Below are 13,497 nucleotides of genomic sequence, written 5' to 3'. Positions count from 1 at the left end.
GCGCCGCGCCGTCGACGGGTTGCGCCGCGGCCGCGGAGCCGGACGGTCTGAAAAGAATTTTGCTATTCAGTGTTGCTATCTACCGGTACTCGTGCTTACTATGTACCAGTAATCAGTCACACCGAGTAGTGAAGGGAGGGGTTCCATGGGCAAGCAGACCACCGAGATGCTGAAGGGCACGCTCGAGGGCATCGTCCTCGCGATCCTGGCCGTGAGTCCGGCCTACGGGTACGAGATCACGGCCCGGCTTCGCGATGAGGGCTTCTCCGACATCGCCGAGGGCACCGTCTACGCCCTGCTGGTCAGGATCGAGCAGCGCGGCCTCGTCGACGTCGAGAAGGTTCCGTCGGAGAAGGGCCCGCCGCGCAAGGTCTACACGATCAACGCGCAGGGCGGCGCATACCTCGAGGAGTTCTGGAGGACGTGGAGCTTCCTCGCAGAACGGATCGAACAGCTGCACCAGCGCATCGAACGCACGAACGAAGAAGGAGAATGACCATGGCTGCGAAGTGGTACGAGTTGATCACCGGATCGCTCGACGACAAGAAGGCGTACCGCCAGTACAAGGCCCGCATCGCGGCCCTGCCCGAGCCCTACGGCACCGCCGCGAAGGCCTTCGAGCGCTACTTCATGTACAACGGCGGCATCACCGACGGCGACTCCGCCGTGATGATCACGATGCTGCACGACTTCGCCGATCTGTGGGAGCGCGCCGCCGTCGACCAGACACCGGTCGAGGACATCGTCGGCGACGACCCGGTCGAGTTCGCCGAGGCGTTCGCCGCGGCGTACGCCGGCAAGCGCTGGATCGACAAGGAGCGCAACCGCCTCACCGAAACCATCCAGAACCTCGAACGGAAGGAAGAACGATGACCACCGAAGCAGCTATCCGGGTGCAGGGCATCCAGAAGTCGTTCAAGGACCTGCACGTGCTGAGAGGCGTCGATTTCGACGTCGCAGCGGGCAGCATCTTCGCCCTGCTCGGCTCGAACGGCGCGGGCAAGACCACCCTCGTCCGCATCCTCGCGACGCTTGCGAAGGCCGACGCCGGCACCGCGACCGTCAACGGCCTCGACGTCGCCGCCAACCCCGGCGAAGTGCGCGAGGCGATCAGCCTGACCGGCCAGTTCGCCGCCGTCGACGAGGTGCTCACGGGTCGCGAGAACCTCATGCTCATCGCGAAGCTGCGGCACCTGAAGAACCCGGGTGCGATCGCCGACGACCTGCTCGACCGCTTCTCGCTCACCGAGGCCGGCGGCCGCAAGGCGGCGACCTACTCGGGCGGCATGCGTCGCCGGCTCGACATCGCGATGAGCCTGATCGGCAACCCGCCGATCATCTTCCTCGACGAGCCGACCACCGGGCTCGACCCGCAGGCGCGCATCGAGGTGTGGCAGACCGTCAAGAAGCTCGCCGACGCCGGCACGACCGTGCTGCTCACCACGCAGTACCTCGACGAGGCCGAGCAACTCGCCGACCGCATCGCGATCCTGCACAAGGGCACGATCATCCAGAACGGCACCCTCTCAGAACTCAAGCAGCTCCTCCCGGCCGCCACGGTCGAGTACGTCGAGAAGCAGCCCACGCTCGAAGAGGTCTTCCTCACCCTCGTCGGAGAGACCGGCGAGACCGAAACGGACGATGCCGACCGCGCCGACAGCGCGGCCAAGGCAGGAAAGGAAGCACGATGACCACCCACGTCCTCAGCGACACCCGGGTCCTCACCGGTCGATCGCTGACCCACATCCTCCGCAGCCCCGACACGATCATCACCACCGCGGTCACCCCGATCGCGCTGATGCTGCTCTTCGTCTACGTGCTCGGCGGGGCGATCAACACCGGATCCGACGAGTCGTACATCAACTACATGCTCCCCGGGATCCTCCTCATCACGATCGCGTCGGGCATCGCGTACACCGCGTACCGTCTCTTCCTCGACCTGCAGGGCGGCATCTTCGAGCGGTTCCAGTCGATGCCGATCGCACGGTCGAGCGTGCTCTGGGCACACGTGCTCACCTCGGTGGTGGCGAACCTCGTGTCGGTCGCGATCGTCATCGGCGTCGCCCTCATCATGGGCTTCCGCACCGGGGCATCCGTGGGCGCATGGCTCGCCGTCGCCGGCATCCTGGCCATGTTCACCCTCGCGCTGACCTGGCTCGCCGTGGTCGCCGGCCTCTCGGCGAAGACGGTCGACGGGGCGAGCGCGTTCAGCTACCCGCTGATCTTCCTGCCGTTCATCAGCTCGGCGTTCGTGCCGACCGACTCGATGCCGGCCCCGGTCGCCTGGTTCGCCGAGAACCAGCCCGTGACCTCGATCGTGAACTCCACCCGGGCCCTGTTCGCCGGTGAGCCCGTCGGCAGCGAGATCTGGGTCGCACTCGCCTGGCTCGTCGGCATCCTCGTCGTCGCCTACGTGTGGGCGATGTCGATCTACCGTCGCAAGATCTCGTAGCCCGAGGCCCGAGCGCTCACGCGAAGCTCCCCTCCACCCGTCTCCGACGCGGTGGAGGGGAGCTTCGTCGTGTCAGCCCTGTTCGAGCGGCGCTCAGCCCTGTTCGAGCAGAACGCCCCGCACCGCGCGCCGCAGCACCTTGCCGATGAGCGAGCGCGGCAGCTCGTCGAAGAGCTCGATACGACGCGGCACCTTGTAGGGCGTGAGGCTCGTGCGGCAGAAGTCTCGCAGGGCGGTCTCGTCGAAGACGGCGCCCTCGCGGAGTTCCACGCCCGCGGCGACCGCCTCGCCGCCCGAGGCCCGAGGCAGCCCGACGACCGCGGCGCCGCGCACGTCGGGGTGGGCGAGCAGGGCCGCCTCGACCTCCGACGGCGAGACGTTGAAGCCGCCCGTGATGATGAGCTCCTTCACCCGGTCGACGATCGTGACGAACCCGTCGTCGGAGACGTGCACGATGTCGCCCGTGCGGAGCCACCCGCCGGGGAGCAGCGTCTCGGCGGTCTCGGTCGGTCGGCGCCAGTAGCCCTGGAAGACCTGCGGCCCCCGCACGAGCAGCTCGCCGGCCTCGCCCGGCGGCCGGTCGATGTCGGGGGCGTCGGGGTCGACGACGCGGATCTCGGTGCTCGGGAACGGCACCCCGACGGTGCCCGGCCGTCGGGTCGGTCCCATCGGGTTGCCGACGGAGATCGGCGAGGACTCGGTCATGCCGTAGCCCTCGACGAGGAGCCCGCCGGTCGCGCTCTCCCAGCGGTCGACCGTCGCGATCGGCAGGCTCATCGCACCCGAGATGGCGAAGCGGATGCGTTCGAGCGCGCGCGGGTGGCGTGCCGCGGCGTGCACGAGCTGGTCGTAGATCGGCGGCACCGCGGGCAGGAACGTCGGCGGCGAGTGGCGCGCGGCGTCGAGCACGAGGCCCGAGTCGAACTTCGGGAACAGCACGAGCCGTGCGCCGATGCTCATCGCGAAGGTCAGGCAGAGCGTCATGCCGTACGCGTGGAAGAGGGGCAGCACCCCGTAGAAGACCTCTTCGCCCTCGGCGAGGCCGGGCACCCAGGCGCGGCCCTGCATCGCATTGGCGCGCAGGTTCCGGTGGCTGAGCACGGCGCCCTTCGGGGTGCCGGTGGTGCCGCTCGTGTACTGCAGCACGGCGGTGTCGTCGAGCGAGGGGCGCGGATGCCGCGTGGCGAGCGCCCGCCGCGAGGTGAGGCGCTTCCACTCCACGAGTCCGCGTGCACGCGGCGTCGTCGTGAGGGCGGCGCGGGAGCGCCGGGCCTTCGGGACCGGCAGGCACAGCGCCATCCGCTTGCCGAAGGGCAGTGCTCGGGTCAGGTCGACCGACACGATGTGGTCGGGCCGGATGTCGCTGGGGAACTCGGCGACCGTGTCGGCCACGCTGTTCCAGACGATCGCAACACGGGCGCCGTGGTCTTCGAACTGGTGCCGCAGCTCGGGCGGCGTGTAGAGCGGATTGTGCTCGACGACGATCGCGCCGAGGCGCAGCACCGCGTAGAACGCGGCCACGTGCTGCGGGCAGTTCGGCAGCACGAGCGCGACCCGGTCGCCCGCGACGACGCCGAGCCTGCGCAGCCCCTCGGCCGCCGAGGCGACCTGCTCGCCGAGCTCCTTGTAGCTCGTCTCGGCGCCGAAGAACTCGAGCGCCGTGCGTCGCCTGAACCGGCGCACCGCGTCATCGATCATGTCGACGAGGGTCTGGGTCGGCTCCTCGATCGCGGACGGCACCCCGTCTGCGTAGTGGGCGAGCCACGGCCGGTGTTCGTACGGGTTCATACGTGCCTCTCACGGCCATCTGCGCGCGTCGACCGCGGGCCGGCCCGCCGTTGCCACGGCGCGCGCGGATGCCACCTCCAGCGTAGGGCGCAGGCGCTGTGTCTGAACCGAGTCGTCTGTGCGCACCGGCTCGGGCAGCTGCATTCCGCTCGCCGACGATCGAAGCGACGATCCGATCAGAATCTGCCGGCCTCCGCCCGCCCCGTCGACCATGCCCACGCGGCGATCGCGACGCGATTGGAGGCCTGGAGCTTGCGTCCGATGTTGGCCACGTGGTTCTTCACCGTCCCGACGCTGATGAAGAGGTCATCGGCGATCTCGGCATTGGTCCTGCCCTGCGCGACGAGTCGCACCACCTCGAGCTCGCGGTCGCTGAGCGGCGGACCGTCGCGGTCAGGAGTCGTCGGGGCCACCACATGGCGGAGCAGCCGAACGGTCAGCTGCGGGCTGATCAGGGTGTCGCCGGTCATGGCGGCGCGGATTGCCTCGACGAGCAGTGCGGGTCCGGAGCGTTTGAGGAGGAACCCGGACGCGCCGTTTCGAAGCGCGGTGTAGACGTATTCGTCGAGATCGAACGTGGTGACCACGATCACGCGAATGCGCTCAGTGACCTGAGGGCCGGCGAGCGCCAAGGTGAGTTCCAGTCCGTCGAGCCCCGGCATGCGGATGTCGGCAAGCACCACATCCGGTTGCAGCCGCCGTGCCAGGTCGAGGGCGGCGGTGCCATCGGGGGCCTCACCGACGACGGTCATGTCGGGCTGGGCGTCCAGCACCATGCGGAAGGCATCCCGAATGCCGCGCTGGTCGTCGGCGATCACGAGCCGGATCGTCACGTGGTCGCCCCTCGGTCGGCGTTGCGCGACAGTGGCAGGTCCACGGTCACCTGCCAGCCTCGCAGCGGGCGAGGCCCGGCCTCGACACCGCCGTCGAGATGCTTCGCCCGATCGGTCATCGCGGTCAGGCCCAGTCCGCCCGCGGCTCGGCGAGTGGTGCCCGATCGTTCGGCACCATCGTCGGCGATCGAGACGAGCAAGCGGTCGCCCACTTCGTCGAGCGCCACGGTCACGCTCGTCGCCCCGACGGCGTGCCGGCGCACATTCGTGAGCGCCTCGACCACTGCGCGATAGGCCTCGGCGCCGATCGTCGCATCCACTTCGCGGGTCAGTCGCCGCTCGACGACGGCCTTCACGTCACCGGCCGCTGCGAACCTCCGCACGAGCTCGTCGAGGTCGTCGATGCCGCCGCGGGTGATGCGCACGGGGTCGTCGTCGTCACCCAGTGCGTGCACGGTCTGGTCCATGGACTCGAGCGCTCGCAGCCCGGCCGCCTCGATGTGCTCGAGCAGTTCCGCCACCCGCGGGTCGCCCAGCGGCAGCACCGCGGCACCGGCCTGCGCCCGCGCGACGATTTCGCTGATGTCGTGAGCAACGAAGTCGTGCAGGTCCAGCGCCAGTCTCAGCCGCTGCTCCGACCTCGCCAGTGCGATGGCGCGCGTGCGCTCTGCGCCGGCCCAGCACAGGTACCACCCGACCGTTCCGGCCGCGAGTGACGGGATCAGCCACACAGCACTTGCGAACACCGCATCGAGGGCGGGCTCATCCGGCAGGTAGCGCTGCACCCACAGTGCCGACCCGGCGGCGGCCAGCGACCCTGAGACGACCGCCGTTCGCGGGCTCGCCCAGCGCACGACGACGAACACCAGGCCCGCGAGCACGAGTGGTTCGGCGAGCCGCCAGGGTCCGCCGGTCTCGCTCGCGCCGGTCGGGAGCAGGCCGGCCCGCACCAGTGCGGTGATCATGATCGAGATCGACCCGGCCGCGGCCGTACCCATCACCACGGCGTTCGCGGCCACGCCTCGACGATCCATGGAAGTCGAGCCTATGGGTTCCGTGCCGCAGGACGCTGTGTCAATCGGCATGAATCGGGGGTCAGGTGTCGCCAATCATGTGCCGAACGGCATATGGCCTGCGGAAGCCGATCGGTCGAGGCTTGAACCATGAGAAGAACCTGGACGGCCTGGATCGGATACGTCGTGGCTGCATGGTCGGCCGCGTACGGAGCGCTCGGCGTGTGGTGGGCGTTCGGCGGCAGCGGCTTCCCGTTCGGCACGGGTGACCCCGAGCTCATGGCCGAGCCGAGCGCCGCGGTCAAGGTCTCACTCCTGGGGCAGGCCACGCCCGAAGTCGCCGGGCCGGTCATCGCCGCAATCGGGCTCACGGGCGCGGTGGTCGCGATACTGATGGCTCGGGGCGTGGCCGGCCGATGGGCGCGGGGACTGCTGCCGGCCTATGCCTGGCTGCTCGCGATCCTGTTGACGATCGGCATCCAGGACTATCGGACGCTGATCGTGGTCGCTTACACACCCATCCTGGCGATCGGCAAGCTCCTCGGGGTCTGGCCGGACGGGAGCGGATGGAGCGATCTCTACTTGGGGCCGCGGATGAACCTGCTGATCTGCCTGCTCGCGGGAATCGGCTGGGCGCTGACCGCGGTCGCCTACCGCCGTCGGGTCACCGACTCCTGCCGCATCTGCGGGCGCGCAGGTTCCGAGAAGCGATCCTTCATGGATCGCTGGGGACGCCGCGCCACCTGGATCGCGATCGCCGCGCCGCTGGTCTACTGCGCCACACGGTGGGCATGGGCCCTCGGTTTCTCGCTCGGCATGGACCCGGACGCCTACCAGGAGGGGAAAGACGAGGGCCTGTGGGTCGCGGGCGCCGCCCTCGCATCGTTCGGGATCATCGGGGCGGTGCTGACGCTCGGTCTGATCCAGCGCTGGGGCGAGGTGTTCCCGCGATGGATGATCGGCCTCGGCGGCCGGCGCGTGCCGCCGATGCTGGCCGTGGTGCCCGCGATGCTCGTCTCCGTCCTGGTGACCTCAGCGTCGTTCATGTACCTGCGAATCGTGCTCATCGATGGGATCACCCCCGAGACCTGGGCGTTCAATCTGCCCGAGGTGTTCTTCTCGGTTTGGGGCGCCGCGCTCTTCGTGAGCGCCCTCGCCTACCGTCGCCGCCGGCGGGGGCCGTGCGAGGCGTGCGGTCTCGGGGTTGCCGAGGTTCCGAGCGATCGTCACGGGGGAGCCCTCGACGCCGGCACGGCGGGCGGGCCGGCGCCCCGCACCGGCTCGCACCCGAGCACGATCGATGCGTAGTCGACGGAGGGCGCGGGCGAGCGCCCTCGAGGGACGCGGACGCCAGCGTCGTGGGCCGGCGTCCGCGTCGTGGCCGGCGTTCGGGTCGCATACTCAGATGAGGCCGAGCTCCATGGCCCGGGTCACGGCGCGGGTGCGATCGTTCACCTCGAGCTTCTCGAACACGTGCAGCAGGTGCGTCTTCACCGTCGCCTCGCCGATGAACAGCGCGCGGGCGATCTCGGGGTTCGAGCGGCCGTCGGCGACGAGGCGCAGCACCTCGAGCTCTCGCGGCGAGAGCGAGGGCGGGGTCACGGATGCCGCGTCGGCGCGCACCCTCGAGACGAGCTTCGCCGCGATCGAGGGAGCGAGCACCGTCTCGCCGGCGGCGACGGCGCGGATGCCCGCGACGATCTCGGCCTGCGGCGCCGCCTTCAGCAGGTAGCCGCTCGCCCCCGCCTCGATCGCCGCGAGGATGTGGTCGTCGGTCTCGTACGTCGTGAGCACGAGCACGCGGGTACCGGGGACGTCGGCGAGGATGCGCGCGGTCGCCGCGGCGCCGTCGAGCTGCGGCATCCGCAGGTCCATGAGCACGAGGTCGGGTCGTTCGGATGCCGCGACGGTCACCGCTTCAGCGCCGTCGGCGGCCTCGCCGACGACCTCGAGCCCCGGCTCCGCCTCGAGCAGGCCGACGATGCCGGCCCGCACGATCGGATGGTCGTCGGCCACGACGATGCGGATGCTCATGCGGGTTCCTCCGTGGTGGGGGCGGGGGCGGTGCCCGAGGTCGGGCCGGTGTCGATCGGAGAGGGGTCGGCAGCAGCCGAGCCGCTCGCGTCCGCGGCATCCGCTCGGGGGATGCCGACGCGCAGCACCGTGCCGCCGCCCGCTCCGGGTTCGATCGCGAACGAGCCGCCCACGAGCGCGGTGCGGTCGCGGATGCCGGCGAGCCCGAAACCGGAGGCGCCCGGCTCGGCCGCTCCGGGCCCGACGCCGTCGTCGCAGACCGTCAGCACGACCTCGCCGTCGACGGATTCGACGGTGACCACCGCGTGCCGGGCGCTGGCGTGCTTGCGCACGTTCGCGAGACCCTCCTGCGCCGAGCGCAGCAGCACGACTTCGTGTTCGCGGCTGAGGCCGGTCGCGCTCGCCGAGACGGTCACGACGACGCCCGTCTCGCGTTCGAAGGTCGCCGCGAGTCGGGCGAGCGCGTCGCCGAGACCGGCTCCGGCCTCGACCGGCGCGAGCGAGGCGACGAGGCCGCGCGCCTCGGTGAGCGCCTCGCGCGCCATCTGCTCGATGAGTTCGACGTCGGCGCGAGCGGATGCCGCGGCCTCGCCGTCGACCCCGTCGAGGCGTGTGCCCGTGCGCTGCGCCACCATCACGAGGCCCGTCAGGCTCTGCGCGATCGTGTCGTGGATCTCGCGGGCGAGTCGCGCGCGCTCCTCGACGACGCCGGCGTCACGGTGCATCGCGGCGAGCTGGCCCTGTGCGGCCTGCAACTCCTCGAGCAGGCGGCCGCGCTCCTGGCCGTAGACGGCGATGTTCGTGATCCAGAGCCCGAGCGCGATGCTGAAGCCGACCGAGACCACGGCGCTGATGAGCCCCGCGACGATGCCGCCGGGGCCGAAGTGCACGATGTAGCCCGCCGCGAGCGCGACGCCGATGAGCACGTTCGACACGATCGCGCTGCGGATCGACGGCGCCGTCGTCCAGATGAACGGGTAGACGAACACCTGGATGATCGCGAAGGAGGGTTCGAACGCGGCGCCGACGCCGACGAGCACCGCGAACCCGATCGAGATCACGAGGTGCGGCGCGAGCCGGTCGACTCCGAGATGGGCCCTCGCGTAGGCGAAGTAGAAGACGAGGAACGCGCCCGTCGTCGCCCAGACGCCCCAGTCGTTCGGCCCGTACGGCGGCGGGTCGAACAGGGTGAAGAGCGCGAGGATGGATGCCACGGCGATCGCCGCGACATCCCACCATCGTCGGTTCAGCATGTTGCGAGTGTGCCACGCGGACTACGCGTCGCGCCGGATCCACCGGAAGGTGAGGCGCGACAGCACGAAGCCCACGACGAGCCAGATGCCGAGCGCGATCGCGACGCCCGGGAGGTTCCACGAGCCGTTCTGCTCGAGCGCTTCCCATCCCTCGGGAAGGAACACCGAGCGCATGCCCTGGGCGATCCACTTGAGCGGGAACAGGCTCGCGAAGTTCTGGAGCCAGTCGGGCAACATGTTCCACTGCAGGTACACGCCCGAGATGAACTGGAGGATGAGCCCGATCGGGATCACGACCGCGGCGGCACTCTTGCCCGAGCGCGGCAGTGCCGAGAGGGCGATGCCGAGCAGTGCACAGGTCGTGAGGCCGAGCACGAACACCCAGGCGAAGGTGAGCCACTTCTCGGGCTCGGTGGGCAGCTCGATGCCGAGCACGAGCCATCCGGCGAGGATCAACAGGCCCGCCTGCAGCGTGCCGGTCACGAAGACCTGGCCGATCTTGCCGGCGAAGTACCCGATGGGTGAGAGGGGCGTGCCTCCCAGCCGCTTCAGCGTGCCGTTCGACTTCTCCAGGGCGATGTCGATGGCGAGGTTCTGTACGCCCGACAGGAAGATGCCGGCGGCGAGCATCGCCGGCAGGTAGAGGGCCGCGATCGAGATCTCGGCCCCGGGAGGACCGACCTCGCCCGAAGCGCTGAACGCGGCCGAGAAGATCGCGAGCATCACGAACGGGAAGAGGAACGTGAAGAACAGGGTGTCGGCGGCCCGGAAGTAGGTCTTCGTCTCGACGCCGATGCGCGACGCGCCCTGGGTCATCAGGTTGGTAGTCATGCGAGGGCCTCCTCGGTGTCGTCGATTTCGTTCGCTGAGCCTGTCGAAGCGTCGCGCACGAGCCCCAGATAGATGTCTTCGAGAGTGGGCCGGATCACTTCGAGGCCGTCGGGTTCGCGGCCGAGTTCGGCGACGACGGATGCCACGAGCAACCCCGGCTCGTCGGTGCGCGCCTCGCGGGTGGTGCCGACCCCGTCGCGCCAGCGCACGATGGGCCGGCGTGCGTCGGCACCGCCGATCTCGTCGATGGCGCCGACGTCGATAAGCCGGCCGCCGGCGATGACGCCGGCGCGATCGGCGAGCTGCGCCGCCTCGTCGAGGTAGTGGGTCGTGAGCAGGATGGTCGTGCCGTCGGCCTTCAGCGAGCGGATGAGCCCCCAGAACTGCCGCCGTGCCTCGGGGTCGAAGCCCGTGGTCGGCTCGTCGAGGAACAGCAGTTCGGGCCGGCCGACGATGCCGAGCGCGACGTCGACGCGGCGCTGCTGGCCGCCCGAGAGCTTGGCGATGCGGGTCTTCGACTTCGCCTCGAGCCCGACGGCGGCGATGACCTCGTCGACGTCGCGGGGGTTCGGGTAGAGCGAGGCGAAGTGCCGCAGCATCTCGGTGACGGTGAGGAGCCCGGTCTCGCCGCTCGACTGCAGCACGATGCCGATGCGCTGCTTCCAGTCGAGACCGCCGCGGGTCGGATCGATGCCGAGCACGCTCACCTCGCCCGAGGTGCGGAGCCGGTAGCCCTCGAGGATCTCGACCGTGGTCGACTTGCCGGCGCCGTTCGGGCCGAGCAGGGCGAAGGTCTCGCCGTGGGCGATGTCGAGGTCGAGGTCGTCGACGGCGATCACTCCGCCGTAGACCTTGCGGAGCCCGCGGATCCGCACCGCTGCATCCGTTCGTGTCGCGTTCATACCGGAAGCCTCTCGCGGCTGCGCGGCGACCGACAGCCCCCGGGCGTTCGATTCCGGTGTCCACCGATCGGTGGATGGTGGTGATCAGCGATCGTGGCGCGGTTCTGCCGAGTCCGCCAGCCCGGCGAGGCGGCGTTCGAGGAAACGTCGCTCGGGCGCCGTCGGCGCGAGCGGGATCGCCTCGCGGTATCGAGCAGCTGCCGACTCGGCCCTCCCGGAGCGGCGCAGGAAGTCCGCCTGCGCCGCTGGCAGCAGGTGATATCCGGCGAGGCGTCCCGACGATTCGAGTGCCGCGAGCGCCGCGAGACCGGCATCGGCGCCGTCCGCCATGCCGATCGCGATCGCGCGGGCGAGTTCGACGAACGGGGATGCGCCGTTCGTGAGCATCGCGAACTCGTCGTAGCGGCGCACGATCGCTGCCCAGTCCGTCTCCTCGGCTGTGCGTGCGCGAACGTGCACGGCCTGTATCTCCGCCTGAAGCCGGTACGGGCCGCGCTCGCCCGGCTGGATCGGGCCGAGCAGGGCGAGTCCTTCGGTGATGAGCGCTCGGTTCCATCGTTCGCGATCCTGCTCCTCGAGGGGCACGAGCTCCCCGTCGGCATCGACGCGCGTCGCCGCCCGCGCGTGCTGCAGCAGCATGATCGCCAGCAGTGCGCGCGGTTCCGAGGCATCGGGGAGCAGGTCGACGACGAGTCGCGTGAGCCGGATCGCCTCGACGGAAAGATCGACGCGTTGCAGGCGGTCGCCCGACGACGCGACGTAGCCCTCGTTGGCGACGAGGTAGAGCACCGCGAGCACCCCGTCGAGCCGAGCGGGCAGGGCTTCGGGCGGCGGTACGCGATAGGGGATGCCGGCGTGCCGGATCTTCCGCTTCGCACGCACGAGGCGTTGCGCCATCGTCGACTCCGGCACGAAGAACGCGCGTGCGATCTCGCCTGTCTCGAGACCGCCCACCGTGCGCAGGGTGAGCGCGACTCGGGACTCGATCGGCAGCGCCGGGTGCGCGCACGTGAAGATGAGGCGCAGGCGATCATCCCACTCGGGTTCGTCATGGGCGACCGCGACGTCGGCCGGGTCCGGCGGCCCGCCGGTGCGTCCCGCGAATGCCTCCATCGAGATCCACTCCCTGACCTTGCCCGACTCGACGCCGCGACGCCGGAGCCGGTCGAGTGCGAGATTGCGGGCGGCGGTCGTGAGCCACGCGCCCGGATTCGACGGCACGCCGTCGCGGGGCCACGTGGCCGCCGCGCGTTCGAACGCCTCCGATGCCGCGTCTTCGGCGACATCCCAGTCGCCCGTCGTGCGGATGAGCGTCGCGACGACCCTCGCCCAGTCCGCGTCGAACGCGGACCGGAGGGCCGACGCGACCTCGGGCGCGAGCCCGTCGGCTCCCTCCCCGGGCGCCGGCCCCGCGGCCGCCATGCCTTCGGGGCTCAGCGGCCCGCCCGCACCGCGTCGAGCGCTTCGGCGGCAGACGGTTCGACCCGGATGCCGTGCTCGGCAGCCTCCCGTTCGTGGCGGGCGACGTGGTCGTCGTGCACGTCGAACGGCCAGAGCGGGCGCAGCTCGAGCGTGCCGCCCCTGGCCATCGGATGCTTCGACGCCACCTCGATCGCCTCGGAGAGGTCGCGCACCTCGAGCACGTCGAAGCCCGCGACCCACTCCTTCGACTCGGAGAACGGGCCGTCGCTGACGAGCACCTCGCCGGCACGGCGACGCACGAACGTCGCATCGTCGGGACCGTGCAGCACCTCGCCGAAGAGGCGGGTTCCGCGGGCATCCATCTCGTCGACCCAGGCGTCGGGATCGTCGTTCGCCCCGTCTTCGCTCGGAGCCGCCTCGCCGTCGCCGATGTCGCCGATGACCGCGCGCTCGGCCCGCTGCTCGGCGACCACGAGCATGAGGTACCGGCGGCCGTTCGCCACTCGCTCACGGAAACCGGCCGGAACGACGCGCGCCGCGGAGTCGGCACCCGGCCACTGCATGAACGGGCGCACCTCGACACGCCCGAAGGCGGCGGCAGGATGCCGCGACGCGATCTCGATCGCCTCGTCGAGGTCGGCGACGTCGATGATGTCGAAGCCGCCGATCGATTCCTTCGACTCGGTGAACGGGCCGTCGGTGACGAGCAGCTGCCCCTCGCGGACCCGCACGGTCGTGGCATCCCGGTCGGGCCGCAGTCGCTCGCCGTACTCGGACGCGCCCCTGGCCTCGAGGTCGTCGACCCAGTCGCCGATGTCGTCGGCAGCCGGAACGTAGGCGACGGGGTCGTCGCCCTCGGCGTAGAACAGTGCGTATTCCATGGTGGAATCCTCTCTCTCGGTCACGCTACGCAAGTACGACGAACGGCGATAGTCGTTCTCGACACCCGAGCGGTGATCGGAGGGATCC

The 13,497-nt window shown here is 70.3% G+C and carries 14 protein-coding genes; 5 read left to right on the top strand and 9 right to left on the bottom strand.

Going from position 1 to position 13,497, the window contains the following annotated elements; genetic code table 11:
• Positions 1-145: 145 nt before the first annotated feature.
• Genes JOE59_RS13270 through JOE59_RS13255 form a run of 4 tightly spaced genes read left to right on the top strand, consistent with a single transcriptional unit; the run spans position 146 to position 2,452 of the window.
• On the top strand, positions 146-496 hold the full coding sequence (locus JOE59_RS13270) for a PadR family transcriptional regulator (RefSeq protein ID WP_204461134.1): 351 nt from the start codon (positions 146-148) through the stop codon (positions 494-496).
• Between the two features lie 2 nt (positions 497-498).
• The gene (locus JOE59_RS13265) at positions 499-873 is read left to right on the top strand and encodes a DUF1048 domain-containing protein (protein ID WP_204461132.1); all 375 of its coding nucleotides are present in this window, start codon (positions 499-501) and stop codon (positions 871-873) included.
• On the top strand, positions 870-1,691 hold the full coding sequence (locus JOE59_RS13260; protein WP_204461130.1) for an ABC transporter ATP-binding protein: 822 nt from the start codon (positions 870-872) through the stop codon (positions 1,689-1,691). The genes JOE59_RS13265 and JOE59_RS13260 overlap by 4 nt, the downstream gene beginning before the upstream one ends.
• Complete coding sequence (locus JOE59_RS13255; protein WP_179552041.1) at positions 1,688-2,452, top strand: ABC transporter permease; 765 nt, start codon at positions 1,688-1,690, stop codon at positions 2,450-2,452. The genes JOE59_RS13260 and JOE59_RS13255 overlap by 4 nt, the downstream gene beginning before the upstream one ends.
• 93 nt (positions 2,453-2,545) lie before the next feature.
• Here JOE59_RS13255 and JOE59_RS13250 read toward each other — a convergent pair whose 3' ends face one another.
• The 3 genes from JOE59_RS13250 to JOE59_RS13240 form a co-directional block, all read right to left on the bottom strand.
• On the bottom strand, positions 2,546-4,240 hold the full coding sequence (locus tag JOE59_RS13250) for a long-chain-fatty-acid--CoA ligase (protein ID WP_204461125.1): 1,695 nt from the start codon (positions 4,238-4,240) through the stop codon (positions 2,546-2,548).
• 176 nt (positions 4,241-4,416) lie between these two features.
• Entirely contained in the window at positions 4,417-5,073 is a 657-nt protein-coding gene (locus JOE59_RS13245) for a response regulator (protein ID WP_204461124.1), read from the bottom strand.
• Positions 5,070-6,107: a sensor histidine kinase gene (locus JOE59_RS13240; protein WP_204461123.1), complete on the bottom strand. Its 1,038-nt coding sequence runs from the start codon at positions 6,105-6,107 to the stop codon at positions 5,070-5,072. Before JOE59_RS13240 ends, JOE59_RS13245 begins: the two co-directional genes overlap by 4 nt.
• 129 nt (positions 6,108-6,236) lie before the next feature.
• On the opposite strand from JOE59_RS13240, the gene JOE59_RS13235 reads away from it, so the two are divergent.
• Positions 6,237-7,394 (top strand): hypothetical protein, encoded by a 1,158-nt coding sequence (locus JOE59_RS13235; protein WP_204461122.1) that lies wholly within the window; start codon positions 6,237-6,239, stop codon positions 7,392-7,394.
• Between the two features lie 93 nt (positions 7,395-7,487).
• Here the strand turns inward: JOE59_RS13235 and JOE59_RS13230 are convergent, their stop codons facing one another.
• The 6 genes from JOE59_RS13230 to JOE59_RS19130 form a co-directional block, all read right to left on the bottom strand.
• The gene (locus tag JOE59_RS13230) at positions 7,488-8,120 is read right to left on the bottom strand and encodes a response regulator (protein WP_204461120.1); all 633 of its coding nucleotides are present in this window, start codon (positions 8,118-8,120) and stop codon (positions 7,488-7,490) included.
• Positions 8,117-9,373 (bottom strand): sensor histidine kinase, encoded by a 1,257-nt coding sequence (locus JOE59_RS13225; RefSeq protein ID WP_204461118.1) that lies wholly within the window; start codon positions 9,371-9,373, stop codon positions 8,117-8,119. The genes JOE59_RS13230 and JOE59_RS13225 overlap by 4 nt, the downstream gene beginning before the upstream one ends.
• Before the next feature lie 21 nt (positions 9,374-9,394).
• Positions 9,395-10,204 (bottom strand): ABC transporter permease, encoded by an 810-nt coding sequence (locus tag JOE59_RS13220; protein ID WP_204461116.1) that lies wholly within the window; start codon positions 10,202-10,204, stop codon positions 9,395-9,397.
• Complete coding sequence (locus tag JOE59_RS13215; RefSeq protein WP_204461115.1) at positions 10,201-11,106, bottom strand: ABC transporter ATP-binding protein; 906 nt, start codon at positions 11,104-11,106, stop codon at positions 10,201-10,203. Before JOE59_RS13215 ends, JOE59_RS13220 begins: the two co-directional genes overlap by 4 nt.
• Positions 11,107-11,190: 84 nt before the next feature.
• On the bottom strand, positions 11,191-12,528 hold the full coding sequence (locus JOE59_RS13210) for an RNA polymerase sigma factor (RefSeq protein WP_204461114.1): 1,338 nt from the start codon (positions 12,526-12,528) through the stop codon (positions 11,191-11,193).
• Between the two features lie 11 nt (positions 12,529-12,539).
• Positions 12,540-13,409, bottom strand: coding sequence for a YciI family protein (locus JOE59_RS19130; protein ID WP_307837071.1), 870 nt, complete (start codon positions 13,407-13,409; stop codon positions 12,540-12,542).
• Between the last annotated feature and the right edge of the window lie 88 nt (positions 13,410-13,497).

This window comes from Agromyces cerinus, from assembly GCF_016907835.1.
Taxonomy (GTDB): domain Bacteria; phylum Actinomycetota; class Actinomycetes; order Actinomycetales; family Microbacteriaceae; genus Agromyces; species Agromyces nitratus.
The sequence above is the reverse complement of the archived record's forward strand: the minus strand, read 5'-3'. Positions and strand labels throughout refer to the sequence as shown.